Raw genomic sequence first — 21,544 nt, forward strand, 5'->3', positions numbered from 1 at the left:
CGTAGTGAGAGTCAGTTCTGCTGATTCGGGCGCCTGGTCACGCCACGGCATAATCACCCATTGACCTATGAAAACCCAGCAGTCCGTTCCGACAACGAAAGTTGCCCGTGCCAGTCAGTTCGTAAAAGCGGGCGTCAAGGTAGGGGGGAACTATATCAAACATTACAGCAAAAAGCTGCTCGATCCCAGTTTGTCGCGCGAGGAGCTGCACCAGGACAATGCGGCCGATATCTACGATGCCCTGAGCGAGCTGAAGGGATCGGCGCTGAAGATGGCGCAGATGCTCAGCATGGACCGGGGGCTGCTGCCGGTAGCCTATACCGATAAGTTTACCATGGCGCAGTATTCGGCGCCACCGCTGTCGGGGCCGCTCGTAGTCAAAACGTTTCGGACGTATTTCGGCAAGAGTCCATCGGAGCTGTTCGATTCGTTTACGATGGATGCCGTCAATGCCGCCAGTATCGGTCAGGTGCACCAGGCGTTCAAAAACGGTAAGAAGCTGGCCGTGAAGGTGCAGTATCCGGGCGTAGCCGACGCCGTCAGCTCCGATCTGAAGATTGCCAAACCGCTGGCTGTCCGGCTGCTCAACCTCAACGAGCGCGACATCGATCGGTATATGGGCGAAGTGGAGTCGAAGCTGCTCGAAGAAACCGACTACGCGCTCGAACTGAAGCGGAGTATGGAAATTTCGGCCGCCTGCGCCCACATTCCGGGGCTGGTTTTCCCGACCTACTATCCTGAGCTGTCGTCGAAGCGGATTCTGACGATGGACTGGCTGGAGGGTATGCACCTGAAAGAGTTTTTGCAGACAAATCCGTCGCAGGCGGTGCGTGACCAGATTGGGCAGGCCCTCTGGGATTTTTATGATTTCCAGATTCATACGCTCCGGCAGGTTCACGCCGACCCCCACCCCGGCAACTTTCTGATGCGCCCCGACGGCACGATGGGCGTGATCGACTTTGGCTGCGTGAAGGTGATACCGGACTTCTACTACGACAATTACTTCCGGCTGGTCAACCCCGATACGATCGATGACGACAAGCTGACCGAGCAGATATTCGAAAATCTGGAGTTTCTGACTCCGCAGGATTCACCCAAAGACCGGGCGTTCTTCTCGGATCTGTTCAAGCAGATGATCCGGATGCTGGGCGAGCCTTTTGCCGTCGACTACTTCGATTTCGGCGACGACGACTATTTCAACAAGGTGTATGCCTTCGCCGAGGGGCTCACCAATGTGCAGGAGTTGAAAAGCTCGAAAGTAGCCCGCGGCTCGCAGGATGGCCTGTATGTAAACCGAACGTACTACGGTTTGTATGCCATGCTGAACGAACTGAAGGCCCGGGTAGTCACCAACAAGCCCGAGTGGCTGCGGTCGGCCAGGGTCACGGCCGACCAGGTGTAATCTGGCCTGACGCGTTTCCAGCCTGGCCCCGGCCCTGCATTTGTCGGGGCCGGGGCTTTTGCCGTCTGAGCCCTGGCCGGGGGCACACGCGTCGGCCCGATTGCCCGGCTGGGTCAATTTTTGTTAGTTTGCCGCATGGAACAGGAAGACAGCCGGTGGCAGCAACGATTCAGCAACTTTAAACGGGCACTGACTACCAGAATACAGCCGGAGAAATCGTTGCTTCTATTATTGGCGTGTTTTGGGGCCTGTTGAACGAGCTGGCTATTTGGTTGGAGGAAGAACGTTCCGGAAGATAAAAGACCATTTTCGATGACTAAATACGGGCTTGGCGAAGACGTCCTGACTGAACTGGTGACTGTTTTTCGGCAGCATCCGGCTGTGTCGCGCGTTATCCTGGTTGGGTCGCGGGCTGTGGGTACGTACAGCCCCGGGTCTGATATTGACCTGGCGATCGACGGTGATCAACTCGGTTTCGGGGATGTGGTCGACCTGATGGCTGCCCTGAATGACCTTGATTGGCTCTATAAAATTGACATCATCAATCGCTGTACGGTAACTGAGCCGGCGTTGCTGAACCATATTGACCGGGTTGGTATTCCTATCTATGAGCGTGCTCCGGTCGTAAAGCGGGCCTGATTGTCGGGCCGCACCGTTTGACTGCGGTCGATACCCGGCTCCTGTACGCACCTTCCATACAACCCCTGAATTGATTTGTTATGCCCCGTCCGCGTTTCGACGATATTTTTATGGAGCTGGCCGTTAACCTGGCTAAACGCTCGCACTGCATCAAGGCGCAGGTCGGCGCGGTGCTGGCCCGCGACACCCGCATTATTTCGATTGGCTACAATGGTCCACCGGCGGGTACCCACAACTGCGACGAAGAGTACCCGGGCGTAGGGTGTCCCCGCGACTCCAAGGGGTCGTGTTCGCTGGCGCTTCATGCCGAACAGAATGCCATTCTATACGCGGCCAAAAACGGGGCCGAAATCGAAGGGGCCACCATCTATGTTACCCTGTCGCCCTGCATTGCCTGCGCCCGCATTATCTACAGCATGAAAATTGCGCGCGTGGTCTTTCTGCACTCCTACGCCGAATACAAGGGCATTCCGTCCGACGAAGGGGTCGACTTTCTGCGCCGGTTCGGGGTGACGGTAGAGCGTTACCAGCCAGCGGCCGAAACGGCTCAAACCGTACCGGCCGCATGAACATTCTGGCGCATGCCTACCTGTCGGAGCGGCACGCGCCCTGGCTGATCGGGAATTTTATCGGCGACTTCATCAAAGGCGACCCGGCGCATCCCCGCCACGGCCTGACCACTGGCGAGGTGGCCGGCGTGCGGCTCCACCGGGCCATCGATGCTTTTACGGATGCCCACCCCGATGTAGCGGCTGTGCGCACGCTGCTCTACCCGCGCTGCCACAAATACGCCGGGGTGGCGGTCGATGTCTTTTTCGACTACCAGCTGGCGGTTACCTTTGCACCCCTGACCGGCGAGTCGTTGCCGACGTTTGTGGCCGACTTCTACGCGGTTCTCCAGACACACGTCCAACGGCTGCCAGCGCCGGCCCGCCACATGATGGAAGCCATGGTGCGGCAAAACTGGGTGCTCAACTACCGCACCACCGACGGTATCGACCGCTCGTTGCGGGGTATTGCCCGGCGAACCGCGTTCGCGTCGGGGCTGGAAACGGCGGTCGACGATCTGATTCGGTACGACAGCCAGATTCAGGAACATTTCAACCGGTTCTGGCCTGAGCTGGTTGCCCACACGCAGGCGGTCAAGGCCGAGCTGTAGCGGGTAAATATCGGCGAGCCAGACCGTTAACCAATTCGTATTGTGATTGCTGCTGTTGATACCCTGCTGAAAGATATTCGGAACAAACGCATTGCCCCCGTGTACCTCATCCACGGCGATGAACCCTATTATATCGACCGCATTGCCGGCGAACTCGAAAAAGTGGCTGTGCCGGCGGCCGAACGGGGCTTCAATCAGTTTGTGCTGTTTGGGAAAGATACCGACGTGGGGGCTGTGCTGAACTACGCCCGACGCTACCCGTTTATGGCCGAGCGGCAGCTGGTGCTCGTCAAAGAAGCCCAGCAATTGTCGGGCATCAACGATAAATCGGCGCAGACACTGCTCGAAGACTATGCGCTCAACCCCCTGGCCAGCACCATTCTAATGCTGTGCTACACAAAGGAAGAAGGTAAATCGGGGCTCGACGAGCGCAAAGCCTGGGTCAAAGCGTTCGGGCAGAAGGGGAAACTGCTGGGCGTTAAAAAACTCTACGACAACAAAGTGCCCGACTGGGTAGGGGAGTACTGCCGCGAGCAGGGAGCCAAGGTAAGTCCCAAGGCTTGTCAGCTGCTGGCCGATCACATCGGCAACGACCTCAAACGACTGGCCAGCGAAATCGACAAGATTCTGATCAATCTGCACGTGGGCGAAGAAATATCGGCCAGTACGGTAGAGCGACTGGTGGGTATCAGCAAAGAGTACAATGTATTCGAACTGCAAAAAGCCCTCGCGAGCCGCGACGTGGTGAAGTCAAACCGCATCATCGACTACTTTGCCCGGAACCCAAAAGACAATCCGCTGGTCGTGATTCTGTCGCAGCTGTTCGGGTATTTCAGCAAGGTTATTCTGGTACAGGCCACCAAAGACCAGTCGGACAAAGCGCTGGCCGGGGTGCTGGGCGTCAATCCGTTTTTTGTAAAAGACTACCTCAGCGCTGCCCGGGCCTACCCGTTGCCCAAAGTGGCCGACATCATCCACGCCATTCGCCGGGCCGATGCCCTCAGCAAAGGCATCGATGCCCCCACCATGAACGAAAGCGATATTCTGCGCGAGCTGATTTTTACGATTCTCCACTAAAGCAGTTGCCAGCGCCTGACGGGATGCAGAGCCCCTCTATTACTGAAAAACCCCGCCAGCGCGATGCTGGCGGGGTTTTTTGATGGATACTGAATCGGATGGCCGTAAAACAGGCAGGCCCCTAGAGCGGGTTGGCCAGTTCCCACTGCGTTTCGGCGTTGGGACGGACCATGTTGTCGAACACTTTGTAGGGCGAGGTGTTGAAGGGGAGCGTGGCCAGCAGGTTGTACCGGCGGGCGTCGAACCAGCGGTGCCCTTCGAACAGCAGCGAGTACCGACGCTGTTTCAGGATTTCCGCGATCAGGGCATCCTTCGTAGCCGCACCACTGTACGCTTTCAGGCCGGCGGCCGTCCGAACGGCGTTGACGGCGGTCGTGGCACCGGCCAGATCGCCCGTCTGGGCTTTGGCCTCGGCCGACATCAGAATGAGCTCTTCGTTGCGGATGATGCCGATGGGGGCCGTTACGCCCGAATACAGCTTGATCTCGTAGCTCGACTGGATACCACCCGACGAGCGTACGGCGGTTCGTTTACGGGTTTTGTTGGCTACGCGCAGATCGCCGGCTTCGGCGCTATTGATCACTTCATCGAACAGCACATAGGGGGCGCCGTTGCCATCGGGCAGCTGGAAGAGCGCATTAGGTGTATCGTTCTGGTCGTTCGAGAAGTTGAACTTCGGCCCCACGTTCAGATCGCCCGTCAGGTTCAGGTACGACTGGTTGACGGCGGTGTTCATGCTGGCCCAGTCCTGCTTGTACATAAAGGCCCGGGCGGCAACGGCCCGGTTAAACTTCTTCATGTCGGCCGGGGTGGTAAAGCCCGACCAGCCGCTGGCGAAGGTAAAGGGGAAGCTGGTACCACCGGCATCGAGGGCTGCTGCGCCTTCGTTCAGGGTGCTGATAACCAGGTCGAGGCCCCCCGCGTAGTCGGTAAACTTGAGCGGCTTGAGCTGGTCGTTGGGCGAGTTCAGATCGGTGTAGCCCGACCGGATGCCGTTTTTGCCCTGCATATTCAGCAGCTGCAGCATCACGTAGCCCTGCACCGTGCGGGCAAAGCCCTTGCTGGCCGATTTCTCGGCCGTGGTCAGGGCCGTGGCCGTTTCGGCTGCGCGGGTAAACTGCTCGGCCCGCCGGCGGGTTGCCGAAAAGCTGGTGTAGTAGCTGTTGAAGATACCGTTGGGGTCAGTAGCGCCCCCGTAGTTGGCTGCCTGCGTACCCAGCAGTTCGGTAAAGTAGCGGTTGTCGGTCGACGCCGAGTAGATGGTTTCGCGGCCGATGGCGCCCGTGCTGGCTACCAGATCGCTATAACCCTGCCGCATGGCAGCCTGTACGCCAATCGCCAGCAGATTTACCTGCGCCCGCGTAGGGTTGTTGGTGAAGGCGGCTACCGACAGGTTGTTGGGATCAATGACTTGTTCGGTATTGAAGAACGAACAGGACGACAGGCCCCCCATCAGGGAAACTGCCAGCAGGCCCGCCAGTATGGTTTGTTTTTTCATGATCTCGTTCAGAAAAGAAGCCAGAATTAGAACGTTACATTCAGGTGGAAAAACACGCGCCGGGAGGCCGGGAACGACAACAGGTCGACACCCGTACCGATGGGGCGGTTACCGAAGTTCGATGCTTCGGGGTCGTAGCCAACGTACTTGCTGAAGACAAACAGGTTGTTGCCCGAAGCGCCCACTTTAATGGCCGACACCGCGTTGCCCAACAGCTTGCCGAAGATGGTTTTCGGCACCGTGTAGTACAGCGATACCTCGCGGATCTTCACAAAGCTGGCATCCTGAATAAACTGCCGGGTGGTTACGCCGGGGCTGCCGTAGATCCGGGCAACGCCGTTGAAGGTGCTGCCATCGCCCAGGCCGGCTGCGCTGCGTTCAGCTTTGTAAAGGTTCGATTTGTCGAGCCAGTCGGGCGACGTACCGCCTTCGTCCATCAGTTCCTGGTTGAGCGTCGAGTTGTAGTTCTTGTAGCTCCAGTGCACCAGGAAGGCAAAGGTGAAGTTGTTCAGGAAGGTAAAGTTGTTGTACGACGACAGCTGGAAGCGGGGCTGCGAGTTGTCGTAGGCCGTTGGGGTTCCGTCGGCCGCGTAGGGCGAACCATACCAGGCCGTTGGCGACTGGCCCTGAATGATCTGATTGGTACCGAAGCCGCCAAAGCCCGACGAGGGCACCGCGAAGCGGGGTACGCTCAGCCGGGTAACGGTGGTGCGGTTGAGCCAGTAGTTCAGCGTGGAGGTCCAGCTCAGGGCCGATCCTTTCAGAACCTGACCGGTTAGGCTCAGCTCCAGCCCTTTGTTTTGCAGGTCGCCCACCGGAAAGGCGTTGATCTGGCTGGCGCCGGTGCTGGGAGCCAGCTGATACTGATACAGGAAGTTAAGAACGCGCTTGTCGTAGACGGTAGCTTCGAGCGTCAGCCGGTTGTTGAAGAAGCCCATGTCCAGACCGGCTTCTACCTCCGAAGCCGTCTCGGGAGCGGCATTGGCGTTACCCAGCACAGCCGGCACCACAACGCCCGATTTGCCGTCGATGGCCACGTTGCCCAGCGAGGTAAAGGTGTTTCCGAACGAAGCCGAGCGACCTGTCTGCCCGTAGGCCGCCCGTACTTTCAGGGCCGAAACGGTATTCTTGTTGGTCCAGAAATCGAAGTTGGCGATGTTGACAGCCGCCGACGCTTTGGGGAAAGCGTAGAATTTGGTGTTGTCGCCGTTGAGGCTCGACTTGTCGAAGCGGATACCACCCGTTACAATCACCCGGTCGCGCCAGTTGATTTCTTCCTGACCGACCACGCCTACATCCTGCGCCCGCGTCAGGTACGTATCCGTTACGCGGCTGTCGGCAGTATTGGGGTTCAGCACGGGGCCTGGCTTCAGACCGCGGCCTTCGATGTACGACTGCACGCTGTTGTTGGTCAGCCGAACCGTACCAACCGAGGTGGTGAAATTGAAGGCGTTGACCTGCAGGTTATCGACCAGAAAAGCCTGGGCGTTGAAGTTGAAGTTACGGCTCGTGGTGTTGCGCACGGCGCCGAAATAACCCAGTCCCGAACCACCGGCCCGGAAGTACTGCATGTCGCTGGGGGCGTAGGCCTGCGCTTCGCTCGACAGGTAATCGACACCGCCCTGCAGGGCCAGCTTCAGCTGGTGGGTGTTGGTGTTGATCAGCCGGAAATTCACCGTGGCCGACTGGATGAAGCGGTTGGTCGATTCCGTGTTCCGCATTTTGTCGACCACCTGGAAGATGTTCTGACCGGTCAGCGGGTTTTCGGGGTAGTTGCCGTTGGCATCGGGGTGTTGCTCGAGCCAGGGTGGGAGGTAAGCCAGGTTATACCCCAGCGATACACCGTTGTTGTCGTTACCACTGAACGAACGCGACGACGACGAGTTGACGTAGTTCGAGCCCACCGACAGGTCGATCCGATCCGAGAGTTTAGCGTCGACGTTGGCCCGCAGCGAGTTGCGCTTGAAGCCGGTGTACTTCTGAATACCATCTTCGCTCAGCACACTGCCGTTCACAAAGTACCGCAGTTTATCGGTTCCGCCCGACACGTTCAGCTTGGTGTTGCGCAGCAGCCCCTTGTTGCCATAAATCTCCCGCTCGTAGTCGTAGCGTTTGGCGTTGTCGCCACCGGCCGCATTGTAGAGCGCCAGCATGTCGGCATTCGAAACCAGGAATACCCCGTTGTTGATTTTGTCGAGGTTCCAGGGCGAGGAGGCCATGTTGGCAAATTTGTTGGCTTCGGCAAACCCGATATCCTGACCGAAGTTGACCGTGGTGCGGCCGGCTTTGCCTTTCTTGGTGGTAATGATAATAACCCCGGCGTTGGCGCGGGTACCGTAAATAGCGGCTGCCGAAGGGCCTTTCAGGACTTCGATATTCTCGATGTCTTCGGGGTTGATGTCGGCCAGGCGGTTGCTGGCCTGATCCTGCGTACCCGCCGTCTGCGACGTAGCCCGGTTAAAGGAGCCCGTACCGGCACCCGTCGAAAACTGCGAGTTGTCGATATAGACGCCGTCGATGATGTAGAGGGGTTCCGATGCCTGCGTTACCGACGAGATACCGCGCAGTTTCACCGAGAAACCCCCACCGGGTGCACCGCTGTTGGCCGTGATCTGCACGCCCGGGACTTTCCCGTTCAGGGCACCGTCAACGGTTTGCGGCTTGGTGACACCCGTGAGTTGCTGCGCCCCGATACTGGTTACGGCGTTGGCCGCATTGGAGCGCTTCACACTGGTGGCCAGACCCGTCACGATAACCTCTTCAAGCTGCTGATCGCCGTCGGCCAGCTGCACCGTAATGTTGGTGCGGTTGCCAATGGCCACTTCTTTGGTGGCCAGCCCGATGAAACTAATAACCAGCGTACCGTTGGGGGGCGCATTTAGCCGAAAATTACCGCCGGCATCGGTGTTTGTACCCACGGTACGGCCTTTCAGCACCACACTGGCACCCGGTACCGGGGCTCCGGTTGGGTCAGTAACCCGACCAGAAATTGCCTGATCCTGAGCATAAATACGGGTCGATAGGCCCAGTATTGCCCAGAAAAGAATGAGTAATTTTCTGTTCATATAGCCTTTTGATAGGTTTTTGTTTTACCACAAAGTAACTATTTGTTTTGTTGAAAGTGGAATTTTAAAGATAAAATTTTACAAATAGATAGGATAGCGGTACTATGTATTGATATGTTTTGGTCAAAATAATGAGTACTGCGACAATGTCGAGTCCGTATAAATCTGCGCCGGCAGAAAAATAATCGGGGTCTGCCACGCACCTTATTGTGCATGACAGACCCCGCTTCGGACTGCTTGGCCCGTTTAGTAGGCGGCTGTAAATCGACGCCGGATAAACTGTGGCTTTTCAAGTTCATCCAGAATCGCCACGGCCAGGTCCCCCACCGAAATACGGCTGTGGTGTTGCGCGTCGAATACGGGCTGGTCGGTACCGAGCCGGAACGTACCCGTCGGTTTGCCCGGTACCAGTTCGATCGCCGGACTCAGGAAGGTCCAGTCGAGCGTAGTGTTCTGGCGCAGGTGGGTTAGGTAATCGCGGGCGGCCGTAGCACCGGCTTTGTAATCGGCCGGAAACTGGGGCGTATCCACTAGCTGCACACCCGGCGCAACCTCCAGGCTGCCGGCACCCCCGATAACCAGCAATCGGCTGACGCCAGCTTTTTCTACCCCCGCTTCGATGGCTTTCGACCCTGTCAGAAACGCATTATACAGGTCGGGATTGGTCCAGCCCGCGTTGAACGAGCTGACAACGGCATCCTGCCCGGCCAGCAGGGGAGCCAGTTCATCGGGATTGGTGGCATCGGCGGCCGCTACGGTCAGGGCGGGGTGGGTGATTGTGATCTTATCGGCATTCCGCACGATGGCGGTCACCGAATGACCACGTTGCAGGGCTTCAGTTAGTACGTTGATTCCAACAAAGCCCGAGGCTCCAATGATGGCGAGTTTCATAAGGTAAGCGAAGGAGTGTTAATTGATCTGTAAGTAAAATTGATGCAGTTTGGGGTAAAATTTTTTAGCCGAACCGGGCCACGAATTCGGCCAGCGACTGGATCGACAGGCGGTCGAGCATAGCCTTCTCGGCTTCGGTAAAGAGCGTGGTCAGGTGCGTGTTGATCTGCCGGCCAACGGGGCAGGCCGGATTAGGGGTGTTTCGAGCCCGGCCCAGCAGCGGGCCTGCTTCGGTACGCGTAGCCCTGTAAATGTCGGCAAGCTGAATCTGATGGGCTGGTTTGGCCAGCGCACTGCCGCCGTTTTTACCTTCGCGGCTACTGACCAGCCCCTGCTGCCGGAGGGCAACAATCTCCTTTCGAACGAGGGCGGGATTGATGTTGATGCTTCCGGCCAGAAAATCAGATGACACCCACTCCCCGTCGGTGCTGGCCAGCAGGGTCATGATGTGCATAGCGATGGGGAAACGACCATTCATACTGTATGAACGATTGTTACAGTATTGTAGTTCGCCGGGCATAAAAAAAATCCCGCAGTACCTGGGTGGGCGCTGCGGGATCAGCCGTAAACTAGTCTGGCTCGGTTACGTTAATCGGCTACCACGATGAGTGGAGCCACCGCTTCCGGATCATTGTCTGGGGAGGCTTTCTTTTGTTTCAGCGCCTTCCGGGCGGCTTTTTTAAGCGTCACATCGTATAGATCGGTCCGGCGGTCTTTAAGCACCTGCACCGAGCCGTGTTCGTGCAGTTCTTTCAGCAGACTCAGGTCGACGTCCGCAATCAGCACCATTTCGGTGTTGGGCGTTGCCTCGGCTTTCACCGCATTGGTCGGAAACTGAAAGTCGGACGGGGTGAATACCGCCGACTGGGCAAAGTTGATATCCATGTTGTGGACCTTCGGCAGGTTGCCCACGCAGCCCGAAATGGCCACATAGCATTCGTTTTCGATGGCGCGGGCCTGTGCGCAGTGCCGTACCCGCGAGTAGCCGTTCTGCGTATCGGTCAGGAACGGCACGAACAGAATCTGCATACCCTGTTCCGAGAGAATACGGCCCAGTTCGGGGAATTCCACGTCGTAGCAGATCAGCATCCCGATTTTGCCGCAATCGGTATCGAATGCCCGGATTTCGTAGCCACCCACCATGCCGTAGTGTTTCACTTCGTTGGGGGTGATATGAATTTTGCGGTACTCTTCAAACGAGCCATCGCGCCGGCAGAGGTAAGCCACATTATACAGCTTACCATCCTCATCGACAAGCGGCATTGACCCACCCACGATGTTGACGTTATAGGAAATGGCCAGTTCGCAGAGCTTTTCGCGGACGCGCTCAGTATAGTCGGCCAGTTTACGAATGGCGACCGGTTCGGGCAGGTCGTTGAATTCGGCCATGAGGGGCGTGTTGAAAAACTCGGGCAGTACCATAAAGTCGGCCCGGTAATCGCTCACGGCGTTGACGAAAAACTCGACCTGATCGAGAAACGAATCGAGGTTTTTAAAGAGCCGCATCTGCCACTGAATCACGCCCAGGCGGATAATGGAGTCGGTATGCGGCTTCTTGTTCTTTTCGTCGACGTAATAGATATTGATCCACTCGAGCAGCGTGGCGTACTCTTTCGATTCGGTATCGCCGGGCAGGTAGCCCCGCAGGACTTTCCGGACGTGGAAATCGTTGGAGAGCTGGAAGGTAAGCGTGGGGTCGTAGATTTCTTTCTGCTTGACTTTGGCGATGTACTCCCGTGGGGTCAGTTCGCCGGCAAACTTGTTGTAGTTCGGAATCCGGCCGCCCGCCACAATGCCTTTCAGGTTCAGTTGCTCGCAGACTTCCTTGCGGGCATCGTAGAGTCGCCGGCCCAGGCGCAGGTCGCGGTAGTCGGGGTGTACAAATACCTCGATGCCGTACATGTAGTCGCCTTCGTCGCTATGGGTTTTGAAGGTGTAGCCGCCGGTTATTTCGTAGTACGTATGGTTGTCACCAAACTGGTCGTACTTGACCCGGATCGAGAGTGCACAGGCTACCACTTTCCCATCCACTTCGACGCAGAACTGGCCTTCGGGGAAGATGTGGAGGAGCTTGTTGATCTTGCTTTTCTCCCAATAATCGCCACCGATGCCGCTGTATACTTCAATCATGGCCTCTTTGAGGTCCTGATAATCGTCTTTCTGTAAGGTTCTGGTCTGAATGTGCATACCTGAGTAATGATGAAACGGGGTTGCCGATCGTGCTGGTTACCGGAGCCGCCGGGCCAATTCGTCCATCAGCTCGTCGGTTAGATCGAGGTGCGTAACGAAACGGACCAGGTGCCTGCCAAAGGTAACGGCGCGGATTCCCTTTGCTGCCAGTTGATCAACATAATCGGTAGCTAAAAGGGTTTCGGGGAGCCGGAAAATCACGATGTTGGTGTCGATGGGGTATATTTCCTCGATATCGGTGCGCTGGGCCAGCATCGCACCGATTCGCCGGGCGCGCAGGTGATCGACTTTCAGCCGCTGAACGTGGTTGTCGAGGGCGTAGATACCCGCTGCCGCCAGCAAGCCAGCCTGTCGCCAGCCACCGCCCATCAGTTTGCGAAACCGGCGGGCCTGTGCGATGAAATCAGCCCGGCCAATCAGCAGCGACCCGACTGGGCAGCCAAGCCCCTTGGAGAGACAGATGCTGATCGAGTCGAACAGCTGCCCGTAGGCCGTGGTGGGGTCGCCAGTCTCGACCAGCGCGTTGAAGAGTCGGGCACCGTCGAGGTGAAGGGTCAGGTTGTGTTCGGTGCAAACCTGCCGGATCGCCGAGATTTCGGGAATCGTATAGTAGCAGCCACCGCCTTTGTTGATCGTGTTTTCGAGTACCACCAGCCGCGACAGGGGCTTGTGGGGGTCGGTAGGGTTGTAGATATGGGCCCGGATCAGGTCGGGGGTCAGTTTGCCCCGCTCACCCTGGGGCAGGCTCACCGAAGCCAGGGCGTTGACCGAGATGCCCCCGCCTTCGTACTGATACACGTGCGAGAGCATGTCGCAGATCACATCATCGCCGGGGCGCGTGTGGGTGCGGATGGCCAGCTGATTGGTCATGGTGCCGCTGGCGCAGAACAGGGCAGCCTCCATACCGAACAGGGCCGCGGCCTTGGCTTCCAGGGCCTGCACGGTGGGGTCGTCGCCCAGTACATCGTCGCCGAGTTCGGCGGTAAACATGGCCTCGCGCATGGCGGGCGTGGGGCGCGTAACGGTGTCGCTGCGTAGGTCGATAAGCATGGGGCAAAGGTCGGTCAGAAACAAGAGAATTGTATGCCGCCGGGCCGGCCGGGCGCGGCAAATTCCGTAGTTTTGACCCGACAGGGGCGCTTCGTTGTCCCAACGTTCAACCGATACAACCAAGTCTGTGACGCTCGAATTAGCCCCGCTTACCGCCCAACTCTGCGCCATCGCTACCGATGCCGGCGCTTTTCTGCTCCAGGAGCGCAGCCGTTTCCAGCCCGATGCCATCGAATACAAAGGCCTCAACAACCTAGTCTCGTACGTCGACAAAGAAACCGAGAAACAACTGGTAGCCCGCCTACGTTCGCTGCTGCCCGAAGCCGGCTTCATCACCGAAGAGGGTACCACCGGGCAGGAGGCCGACCCCACGGCGCTCAACTGGATTATCGACCCGCTCGACGGTACGGCCAACTTTATCCACGGCCTGCCCGTGTTTTCGGTGAGCATCGGCCTGGCGCAGGGCAGCACGCCCATTGCCGGGGTCATCTATGACCCAAATCGTGACGAGTGTTTCTGGGGCTGGCAGGGGGGCGGGGCGCACCTGACCCGCCAGGGGGTAACCACAGCGATCCGGGTCTCGACGGCCACGCAGCTGGGCGATAGCCTGATCGCAACCGGGTTTCCGTATTACCAGTTCGATCAGATGCAGCCGTACCTGCAGATTCTGGAGGTGCTGATGCAGCAGACGCATGGCCTGCGCCGGATGGGGTCGGCCGCTATTGACCTGGCCTACGTGGCCTGCGGACGCTTCGAAGCCTTTTATGAATACAACCTCAACTCGTGGGACATGGCCGCCGGGGTGCTGCTGGTGCGCGAAGCGGGGGGCGTGGTCACCGATTTCACGGGGGGCGACGCGTTTCTGTTCCGGGGCGATGTGGTGGCCGGCAGTGCCGTACATGCCCCCCTGCGGCAGGTTATCGATCAGTTCTGGACAAAATAACGAACGACCAGTCGGACAGCCTGCCCAACGGATAGGCTGCCCGGTTTCACGCCTATACCCATGAAAAACACCTACGAATCCCCCGAAATTGATGCGCTGCGGTACCCCATTGGCCGCTACACACCCACCCAGGCCGTTTCGCTGGACGAAGCCCGCCAGCACGTCGACACGCTGGCCGCCCTGCCCGCCAAACTGACGGCGCTGGTGCAGGGCTGGTCGGATGAGCGGCTCGACACGCCCTACCGCCCCAACGGCTGGACCGTGCGGCAGCTGGTGCACCACGTGGCCGATAGCCACATCAACGTGTATACCCGAACGAAGCTGGCCCTGACCGAAACGAACCCCACCATTCGGCCCTATGACGAAACCGCCTGGGCCGAACTGGCCGATTCGCAACTGCCCGTGGGGCCTTCGCTCGATCTGCTGGCGCAGCTGCACCTCCGCTGGACGACGCTGCTGCGGAGCCTGCCGGATGCGGCTTTCAGCCGTACCTTTTATCATCCCGGTATGCAGCAGACGTTTACGCTGGCCGATATGACCGGCCTTTATGTCTGGCACGGCGAACACCACTACCAGCACGCGGCCCGGCTGGCCGAACGGAACGGCTGGCACTGATTCGCTGTTAGGGCGGTATGCAGGAACTCATCATTGGACTCATCTTTCTGGTTGCCCTGGGGTATCTGGGGCGCCGGATTTACCGCAGCCTGGATACGCGCCGGGCGGGCTGCGGCAAGGGGTGTGGCTGCGCGGCCGATAACCGAACGCCCGCTGTCGTAAATAGTCGCAAAACCCGCTAAGCGGTACTACCTAACATTTTATCATCCGACGGCGTTTAGGTAACCACCATACACGCACACGATGAATCGATTTTACCTGATTTGCTTTTTGGTCACCCTGCTTGCGGGGGCTGGCTGTAAGCGGGTTAAAACCCAAACGCCCGAGGTTCAGGCTTATGAGCCTGCCATTCCCGATCCGGTTTCATACCTGGCCGGGCGTGTCTCGTTTCCGATTCCGACCCTCGAACGCAAGGTCAATCAGGCCCTCAAGCCGATGCTCGTGACGGAAGAAACGTTTCATGGCAAGAAGGGGGAAGCCTGGCGGCTGCGCGTTGAGCGGACGGGCCCCGTTCAGATTCACTACGCCAATCAGAAAGCTTTTTTTTCGGCTCCGCTGCGGGTGCTCTACAGCAATCCCATCGGGCTGCGCAAGCAGAAGAAAAGCCGCACCCTCTGCGAACTGTCGGTCAATTTTGCCTCCCCGCTGTCGGTAGGGGCCAACTGGCGCCTGACAACCCGCTCCCGGCTCGATAATTACAAGTGGATTCGTAAACCGGCCATCCGGCTGTTGGGTATTCAGATCAACATTACGGGGCTGGCCGAAAAAATTCTGAAAAACCGGCGCGCCGAAATCGAAAAAGCCATCGACCAGGCGGTCCATGACGAATTGAAGCTGGACAAAGAAGTGGCCAAAGTCTGGCGCGACCTGCAGAAACCACTCCGGATCAGCAAGTCGCCCGGCGAAGTGTGGCTCATGCCCAAGCCCTTTAGTGTGGCCGTGGCCCCCGTCGAAGGGAACGCCCACGAGCTGATCATTCCGCTCCGGATTGCCTTTCGGGTCGGTACGCACATTGGCACGGAGCCAACCCTCGACAAACTCGAACCATTACCCCGGCTTATGCGTCGGGAGCGCGTAACCGATCAGTCGAGTCTGCACGTGCTGTCGTTTGTTGCCTACAGCGACATCAACCGAATTCTGCACAAAACGATTGTTGAGAAGAAACCCGGTTTGCCGGGTGGGCGGCTCCGCATCGAAGATGCCGAAGTGATGGGGGGCGGTACGTCGCTGATCATGAAAACCAAGATCAAAGGGCTTATGAACGGCACGCTGTATTTCCGGGGGCAGCCGCATTACGACACGCTTACTAATACGCTTCGTATCCAGCAGGTCGATTACGACGTGGAAACCAAGGAAACCCTGCTCGAAACGGCCGACTGGCTGCTGCACGACAACCTGCGCGATACCCTGCAGTCGGCCCTGGTGATTCCGCTCCAGAAAGGAATTACCGAACTGCCCGGTAAAATCGAGCAGGCCTTTGCCCGGGGCGGGGCAGGCAAGAAAACCGCTCTCGATATCGATTCGTTTCGACTGGTACCCAGGAAAATAGTGATCCGTCCCGACGGCGTTCAGGTACTGATCCATGTCGATTCGAAAGTCAAGATTGCGGTGCAGCGCATCTGAACCTATACAACAGAGCCTATGGCGCAGCCACGGGCGGTGTATCGGGTCGCCAGCGCCAGAGGTACTTGCTGGCGGTGCTGCGGTAGGGGCTCCATTGGTTGGCAATGGCGTGGAGGGCCGCATAGAGCGCCCTGCCGGTCAGGCCCGTCGTTTGCTCGGGGTAGGCCCGCATCATGCGTTGCCGAATGACCAGATCGTCGATCGGAAACACATCGGGCCGGTCGAGTACAAACAGCAGCAACATCTCGACTGTCCACCGGCCAACGCCCCGGATGGGAATCAGGTACTGCACCACTTCCTCGTCGGAGAGCCCATTTACGTAATCTATGCTCAGTTCATTCGCCAGCGAAAACTCGGCTACACTACGCAGGTAATTGACCTTCTGGCCCGACAGGCCCGCGCTGCGGAGTTCCTCGGTCGAAAGCAGCAGGAGGGCATCGGCATGCGGATACCGGTCGGGAAAGAGCCCCCGAAACCGACCGAAGATGGCATCGGCGGCTTTTACGGAAATCTGCTGCGAGACAATACTTTCGAGCAGGGCCAGATACAGATCGTTGGTCCAGTCGCTCACGGATGTCGGGATGTCGGTCTGGTCGATGATGCGGGCCAGGGTGGCATCCTGCCGTAGGTGGTTGAGGGCGTCGGGCGTCATTGGTAAGTGGTCAATAAGTCAGAACAGGCGCAGCTGGCCCTGCTGCTGGTCGGGGAGGGCGCCTTCGTGGGCCAGCAGCCATTGTTTGCGCCAGAGGCCCCCGGCATAGCCCGTCAGCGAACCGTCGGCACCGATGATGCGGTGGCAGGGCACCACAATCCAGAGCGGATTTTTACCGTTGGCAGCGGCCACGGCCCGAATGGCCTTTATGTCGCCCAGGCGTTTGCTCAGCTGCCCATACGACTCCGTCTGTCCGAAGGGCACTGTCAGCAGGGCTTCCCACACGCGTTTCTGAAACGGCGTGCCGGCGGGTGTCATCGGAAAATCGAAGGTGGTCCGCTGGCCGGCGAAATACTCCGCCAGCTGATCGGCGGCCTGCCGAACGGGGGCGGGTAATGCCTGAGCAGGCGGCTGATCGGTGGGCAGCCGGGTGCAGCTGATAGCCGAAACGCCGGCCTCGGTGCCCGAAATGCAAACCAGTCCGAGCGGAGACGTAACGATATGAGTAGTCATACAGACAGGGGCGGGGGCCAGCGCAGAACCAGACGAATGGCCTATAGACCCTACCGTTTATGAAATAACACTTGGGTGATTCGGTAGGATTGGCGAATTTACGACAGAACTGGTAACGAATATTCCCTAATCCTCTATCCGCTTAAGCAATGATTGCTGAACAGAAAAACCGGGTGTACGACTGGACCACCGCCGAAGCACCCCATTCCTGCAACTATGTGACGCCCAAGGTGATGGAGCTGGTTCGCCAGCTTCAGCCCCGCCGGATTCTTGATCTGGGCTCGGGCAATGGAGCACTCTGTGCCGAACTGGCCCGGGCGGGTTACGAGGTTGTGGGTACCGACTTCGACGAACAGGGCGTCGAGATTGCTCGGCAAACGTACCCGGGCCTCCGCTTCTACGCCTACGGAGTGCAGGACGACCCGGCGCAGCTGGTTATGCAGGAAGGGCTGTTTGACCTGGTGGTGTCGACCGAAGTGGTCGAACACCTGTACAACCCCCACCAGCTGTTTGCCTTTGCCTCGGGTGTACTGGCCCCCAATGGCCGGTTGCTGGTTACGACACCGTTTCACGGCTACTGGAAAAACCTGGCCATCTGCCTGCTCGACAAGTGGGATACCCACCATGCCCCCCTGTGGTACGGTGGCCACGTCAAGTTTTTCAGCCGGCAGTCGCTGCGGCAGCTCTTTATCGACACGGGTTTCTCCGATCCCAAGTTCGAGGGTATTGGCCGGTTTCCGCATTTCTGGAAAAGTATGGTGCTGGTGGGAAGCAAGCGATAACAGGGGCCTCTGTTTGCCCCGACTTTCCGGTTAACCAGCACTGCCCGGCTGGTATTTTGGTGTGATTACTAACCGATAGATAAAGAAGCGATAACCGGTTTTGTGAAAAAAAACTGACTCGTATACTTGGCCAGGTTTCAGCCGGGTTTGTTTCCGTTGATTCTACTGTATAATCCACGCATACACATGAAACGGCTATCCATTTTTGTCGCCCTCGTCGCTACGGGCGTTGCCTGCCAGTCCAGTACGGTCAATGAAGCGCTTCGGGCCGATGCATCGGGCGATACGCAACCGATTCTGGTAAACCGGCGCCTGTTTGCCGAAGTCCCCGTCAGCAATGAGCGGTTTTGTGGCGGAAACGATGACTGCGCCCGCAACTACGCCAACCTGCAACGGCGGCTGATGGCCCTGAACCCGATTATTGTACCCGACTCCGGCCAGGCGACTACGCTGAGCTGGCAGCAGGCCGACCAGCAGTACCGGGCGTTTATGGCCGAACACGACGGAGAACCCATTGTCAATCTGTTTCAGCAACTTTACGCCCGGGCGCTGCTAAACCAGTATGGCCTTCGGTCGGCCGCACAGCCCGGTGTTACCCAGTATTACCTGCAACACTTGGTGAGCGCCGGTTCGCTGGATTTTGCGACCATGACCGCCACGGTAGCCGCGCTGCATGGGAAAATCCCCGATGCCACCTACCGGCAACTGCTTACCCAGATTACGGATGGCGCCCAGGCCCACCAGGCGCATACCGAGCGTTTGCTTGCGCTGATGACGAAAACACCGGCGACCGGAACCGCCCCCCGGGCCCGCGTGCGGGGTGAGTTGAGTGCTGAATTTATGGAACAGGCCCGGCAGCGTCACCTGCGCATGCTAAAAGCCAGCCGAACCGACCAGTACATCAGCCAGCTGCGCAAGCTCCAGGCTGAGGCCTGACCCGGGGGCGCGTGCCGGCGATTTTGATAACCGTATCAGCCATGGGCTGGGCCTGGCCCAGCCCATGGCTGTTTTAGAAACGTACAGGCTGTGGCCACTGGGCGATGACCGGCGAGAAGCCGGGGCTGGAAACAGACCACCCGGCCCGAAAAGCACGGGCCCGAGGGGGTGGCTGAGCAGGCCGCCGGGGATTTGCTGAAAATGCCGATGAATGTACGGGCCTTTTTTACGGGTTATCGTACTTTTGTGCCACGTATGAACACTACTCCGAATTCGGCTGCCGATACCCCGGCCGCAACGCTGCAAGACATTATCGCCCACGCCAAGGAATACGGCTTCGTATTTCCGTCGTCTGAAATCTACGATGGCCTGCAGGCCGTTTACGATTACGGGCAGAACGGCGTCGAGCTTAAAAATAACCTGAAAACGCTGTGGTGGAAAGCCATGACCCAACTCCACGACAACGTGGTCGGGATCGACGCGTCGATTTTCATGCATCCCCTCACCTGGAAGGCCTCGGGTCACGTCGATTCGTTCAACGATCCGATGATCGACAACCGCGATTCGAAAAAGCGGTACCGGGCCGACCAGCTGCTCGAACTGAAGGCTGAGGCATACGCCAACGCCGGCGACGAAGCCCGCAGCACGGCCCTGCTGCAGGAAATGGGTCGCCTGCTGGGCGACAACGACCTGGAAGGCGTTCGCAACCTGATCATTGCCGAGGGCATCAAAGACCCCGTGTCGGGTACCGATAACTGGACCGAGGTACGGCAGTTCAACCTGATGTTTTCGACGCAGGTGGGCTCGCTGGCCGAAGATGCCAGTCTGATTTACCTCCGGCCTGAAACGGCCCAGGGGATTTTTGTCAATTTCCTGAACGTGCAGAAAACCGGTCGGATGAAAGTACCGTTCGGGATTGCCCAGATCGGGAAAGCCTTCCGGAATGAGATCGTAGCCCGGCAGTTTACGTTCCGGATGCGCGAGTTCGAACAGATGGAAATGCAGTTCTTTGTGCGTCCTGGCACCGAAATGGAATGGTATGAACGGTGGCGCGATGCGCGCATGAAGTTCCACCAGGCCATTGGCCTGCCCGCCGAGAAGCTGAAGTTTCACATCCACGAGAAACTGGCTCACTACGCCAATGCTGCCGTCGATATCGAATACAAGTTTCCCTTTGGCTTCCGCGAAATGGAAGGCATTCACTCGCGTACCGACTTCGACCTGAAAGCACACCAGGAACTGAGCCGCAAAAAGCAGCAGTATTTCGACAACGAGGTAGACCCGGCTACGGGCAAACCGTACGGCAACTACATTCCCTATGTGGTTGAAACGTCAGTTGGCGCCGACCGGCTGTTTCTGGCTACGTTCTGCAATGCCTTCACCAAAGAAACCGTTACGTCGGGCACGCCGGGCGTCGATGAGCAGACCAAAGAGCGTACCTACCTGAAACTGCACCCGGCCCTGGCGCCGGTGAAAGCCGCCGTGTTCCCACTGGTGCGCAAGGATGGCCTGCCCGAAAAAGCCGAGCAGATCGTAAAAAGCCTGCGCTCAGAATTCCGGGTGGTCTACGAGGAGCGTGATGCCATTGGGAAGCGGTACACCCGCCAGGACCTGATTGGTACGCCCTTCTGTATCGCCGTCGATTACCAGACGCTGGAGGATGATACCGTTACGATTCGCTATCGCGACACAACCGAACAGGAGCGAGTGCCCATTGCCGAGCTGAAAAGCCGCATCGGGCAGGCTGTATCGATGGAGCGCGTACTCGAGCAGATGTAAGCCGGTTCCAGGAAACAATAAGAGGGGGTGTCGACTAAACCAGCTGGTTCGGGTCGACACCCCCTCTTCTGTTGTGTATCGGTCAGCTAATTGAGCTGCGGCATCAGGTTAACGAGCTGCCGGCGAACGGTGCTCCAGCGCCGACGCGACACCAGCAGCTGATCGCCCGTGGTAAGGTGAACAATACCCCCCGCATCGGTGCGCTCCAGTCGCTCGATATACCGGCGGTTGACCACGCAGTTGCGGTGAAGCCGGATAAACCATTCGGCTGGGAGTTTCGGCGTGTAGTATTTAAGCGTGCGGGGCATCAGCATGCGCCGGCCATCCATCCAGTTGAGCCAGCTATAATTGGCAACGGCCTGCATGTAGACCAGATCGCCAACCGGAAACGACTGCCGGCCCGATTCGCGGAGATACAGTTTAAGGGGTGGCCAGTCGGATGGAATGGTACGGGCCACAGGTGTGGTCGATGAAAAGTAAGTCATACGTATTCTCGATAGGTGTAAGAAAGAGCAGAAAAAAAGGATACTGCAATGATAACCAATGCGAGAATGACCCTCTTTTTCATACGTAACATGCACTATCAAATTCGTAACATCGGGGATGAACGGTCATTTTGCGTGTATGGAAAGCCATGAATAATCGAAGCCTGTTTTGTAAGATGGTGCTTTAAGTTGTTGGTAAACAGGTGTTTATGGGAAAATTGGGTTTGCTGGCTTTTAAACTATGT

At 58.0% G+C, this 21,544-nt stretch carries 21 protein-coding genes; 12 read left to right on the plus strand and 9 right to left on the minus strand.

Annotated elements, in window-relative coordinates; all coding sequences use genetic code 11:
* Nucleotides 1-67: 67 nt before the first annotated feature.
* The 5 genes from ACYVAC_RS19620 (at nucleotide 68) to holA (ending at nucleotide 4,277) form a co-directional block, all read left to right on the plus strand.
* Nucleotides 68-1,402, plus strand: a complete 1,335-nt coding sequence (locus tag ACYVAC_RS19620; RefSeq protein ID WP_461099492.1) for an ABC1 kinase family protein — start codon at nucleotides 68-70, stop codon at nucleotides 1,400-1,402.
* A 312-nt stretch (nucleotides 1,403-1,714) separates the two neighbouring features.
* The gene (locus tag ACYVAC_RS19625; protein WP_461099493.1) at nucleotides 1,715-2,041 is read left to right on the plus strand and encodes a nucleotidyltransferase domain-containing protein; all 327 of its coding nucleotides are present in this window, start codon (nucleotides 1,715-1,717) and stop codon (nucleotides 2,039-2,041) included.
* Nucleotides 2,042-2,121: 80 nt separating this feature from the next.
* Nucleotides 2,122-2,610, plus strand: coding sequence for a deoxycytidylate deaminase (locus tag ACYVAC_RS19630; RefSeq protein ID WP_461099494.1), 489 nt, complete (start codon nucleotides 2,122-2,124; stop codon nucleotides 2,608-2,610).
* Nucleotides 2,607-3,200: an acyl carrier protein phosphodiesterase gene (locus ACYVAC_RS19635; protein WP_461099495.1), complete on the plus strand. Its 594-nt coding sequence runs from the start codon at nucleotides 2,607-2,609 to the stop codon at nucleotides 3,198-3,200. Before ACYVAC_RS19630 ends, ACYVAC_RS19635 begins: the two co-directional genes overlap by 4 nt.
* 42 nt (nucleotides 3,201-3,242) lie before the next feature.
* On the plus strand, nucleotides 3,243-4,277 hold the full coding sequence (gene holA, locus ACYVAC_RS19640) for a DNA polymerase III subunit delta (RefSeq protein ID WP_461099496.1): 1,035 nt from the start codon (nucleotides 3,243-3,245) through the stop codon (nucleotides 4,275-4,277).
* Nucleotides 4,278-4,398: 121 nt separating this feature from the next.
* Here holA and ACYVAC_RS19645 read toward each other — a convergent pair whose 3' ends face one another.
* The 6 genes from ACYVAC_RS19645 to ACYVAC_RS19670 all read right to left on the minus strand — a co-directional run bounded on the left by ACYVAC_RS19645 (nucleotide 4,399) and on the right by ACYVAC_RS19670 (nucleotide 12,971).
* The gene (locus ACYVAC_RS19645; protein ID WP_461099497.1) at nucleotides 4,399-5,775 is read right to left on the minus strand and encodes a RagB/SusD family nutrient uptake outer membrane protein; all 1,377 of its coding nucleotides are present in this window, start codon (nucleotides 5,773-5,775) and stop codon (nucleotides 4,399-4,401) included.
* A gap of 26 nt (nucleotides 5,776-5,801) precedes the next feature.
* On the minus strand, nucleotides 5,802-8,840 hold the full coding sequence (locus ACYVAC_RS19650) for a SusC/RagA family TonB-linked outer membrane protein (protein WP_461099498.1): 3,039 nt from the start codon (nucleotides 8,838-8,840) through the stop codon (nucleotides 5,802-5,804).
* A gap of 246 nt (nucleotides 8,841-9,086) precedes the next feature.
* Nucleotides 9,087-9,731 (minus strand): NAD(P)-dependent oxidoreductase, encoded by a 645-nt coding sequence (locus ACYVAC_RS19655; protein ID WP_461099499.1) that lies wholly within the window; start codon nucleotides 9,729-9,731, stop codon nucleotides 9,087-9,089.
* Nucleotides 9,732-9,795: 64 nt separating this feature from the next.
* Nucleotides 9,796-10,209 (minus strand): Rrf2 family transcriptional regulator, encoded by a 414-nt coding sequence (locus tag ACYVAC_RS19660; protein ID WP_461099500.1) that lies wholly within the window; start codon nucleotides 10,207-10,209, stop codon nucleotides 9,796-9,798.
* A gap of 110 nt (nucleotides 10,210-10,319) precedes the next feature.
* Nucleotides 10,320-11,918, minus strand: a complete 1,599-nt coding sequence (locus tag ACYVAC_RS19665; RefSeq protein ID WP_461099501.1) for a GNAT family N-acetyltransferase — start codon at nucleotides 11,916-11,918, stop codon at nucleotides 10,320-10,322.
* A 39-nt stretch (nucleotides 11,919-11,957) separates the two neighbouring features.
* Entirely contained in the window at nucleotides 11,958-12,971 is a 1,014-nt protein-coding gene (locus tag ACYVAC_RS19670; protein WP_461099502.1) for a threonine aldolase family protein, read from the minus strand.
* A gap of 127 nt (nucleotides 12,972-13,098) precedes the next feature.
* On the opposite strand from ACYVAC_RS19670, the gene ACYVAC_RS19675 reads away from it, so the two are divergent.
* From ACYVAC_RS19675 to ACYVAC_RS19690, 4 genes are all read left to right on the plus strand, one after another.
* Nucleotides 13,099-13,914: an inositol monophosphatase family protein gene (locus ACYVAC_RS19675; protein ID WP_461099503.1), complete on the plus strand. Its 816-nt coding sequence runs from the start codon at nucleotides 13,099-13,101 to the stop codon at nucleotides 13,912-13,914.
* Nucleotides 13,915-13,974: 60 nt separating this feature from the next.
* Nucleotides 13,975-14,529, plus strand: coding sequence for a YfiT family bacillithiol transferase (locus tag ACYVAC_RS19680; protein ID WP_461099504.1), 555 nt, complete (start codon nucleotides 13,975-13,977; stop codon nucleotides 14,527-14,529).
* 17 nt (nucleotides 14,530-14,546) lie between these two features.
* Nucleotides 14,547-14,711, plus strand: coding sequence for a FeoB-associated Cys-rich membrane protein (locus ACYVAC_RS19685; RefSeq protein WP_461099505.1), 165 nt, complete (start codon nucleotides 14,547-14,549; stop codon nucleotides 14,709-14,711).
* A 61-nt stretch (nucleotides 14,712-14,772) separates the two neighbouring features.
* The gene (locus ACYVAC_RS19690) at nucleotides 14,773-16,152 is read left to right on the plus strand and encodes a DUF4403 family protein (protein ID WP_461099506.1); all 1,380 of its coding nucleotides are present in this window, start codon (nucleotides 14,773-14,775) and stop codon (nucleotides 16,150-16,152) included.
* Nucleotides 16,153-16,168: 16 nt separating this feature from the next.
* Here the strand turns inward: ACYVAC_RS19690 and ACYVAC_RS19695 are convergent, their stop codons facing one another.
* Both ACYVAC_RS19695 and ACYVAC_RS19700 read right to left on the minus strand, forming a co-directional pair.
* Nucleotides 16,169-16,804, minus strand: coding sequence for a DNA-3-methyladenine glycosylase family protein (locus ACYVAC_RS19695; RefSeq protein WP_461099507.1), 636 nt, complete (start codon nucleotides 16,802-16,804; stop codon nucleotides 16,169-16,171).
* 18 nt (nucleotides 16,805-16,822) lie between these two features.
* The gene (locus ACYVAC_RS19700; RefSeq protein WP_461099508.1) at nucleotides 16,823-17,317 is read right to left on the minus strand and encodes a methylated-DNA--[protein]-cysteine S-methyltransferase; all 495 of its coding nucleotides are present in this window, start codon (nucleotides 17,315-17,317) and stop codon (nucleotides 16,823-16,825) included.
* A gap of 149 nt (nucleotides 17,318-17,466) precedes the next feature.
* Here ACYVAC_RS19700 and ACYVAC_RS19705 point away from each other — a divergent pair, with 149 nt between their 5' ends.
* The 3 genes from ACYVAC_RS19705 (at nucleotide 17,467) to ACYVAC_RS19715 (ending at nucleotide 20,814) form a co-directional block, all read left to right on the plus strand.
* The gene (locus ACYVAC_RS19705; RefSeq protein ID WP_461099509.1) at nucleotides 17,467-18,099 is read left to right on the plus strand and encodes a class I SAM-dependent methyltransferase; all 633 of its coding nucleotides are present in this window, start codon (nucleotides 17,467-17,469) and stop codon (nucleotides 18,097-18,099) included.
* Between the two features lie 186 nt (nucleotides 18,100-18,285).
* Nucleotides 18,286-19,035: a hypothetical protein gene (locus ACYVAC_RS19710; RefSeq protein ID WP_461099510.1), complete on the plus strand. Its 750-nt coding sequence runs from the start codon at nucleotides 18,286-18,288 to the stop codon at nucleotides 19,033-19,035.
* A gap of 255 nt (nucleotides 19,036-19,290) precedes the next feature.
* Entirely contained in the window at nucleotides 19,291-20,814 is a 1,524-nt protein-coding gene (locus tag ACYVAC_RS19715; RefSeq protein WP_461099511.1) for a glycine--tRNA ligase, read from the plus strand.
* An 86-nt stretch (nucleotides 20,815-20,900) separates the two neighbouring features.
* On the opposite strand, the gene ACYVAC_RS19720 is transcribed toward ACYVAC_RS19715, so the two are convergent.
* Nucleotides 20,901-21,299, minus strand: a complete 399-nt coding sequence (locus tag ACYVAC_RS19720) for a LytR/AlgR family response regulator transcription factor (protein WP_461099512.1) — start codon at nucleotides 21,297-21,299, stop codon at nucleotides 20,901-20,903.
* Nucleotides 21,300-21,544 lie beyond the last annotated feature (245 nt).

It is taken from the genome of Spirosoma luteolum, assembly GCF_054778875.1.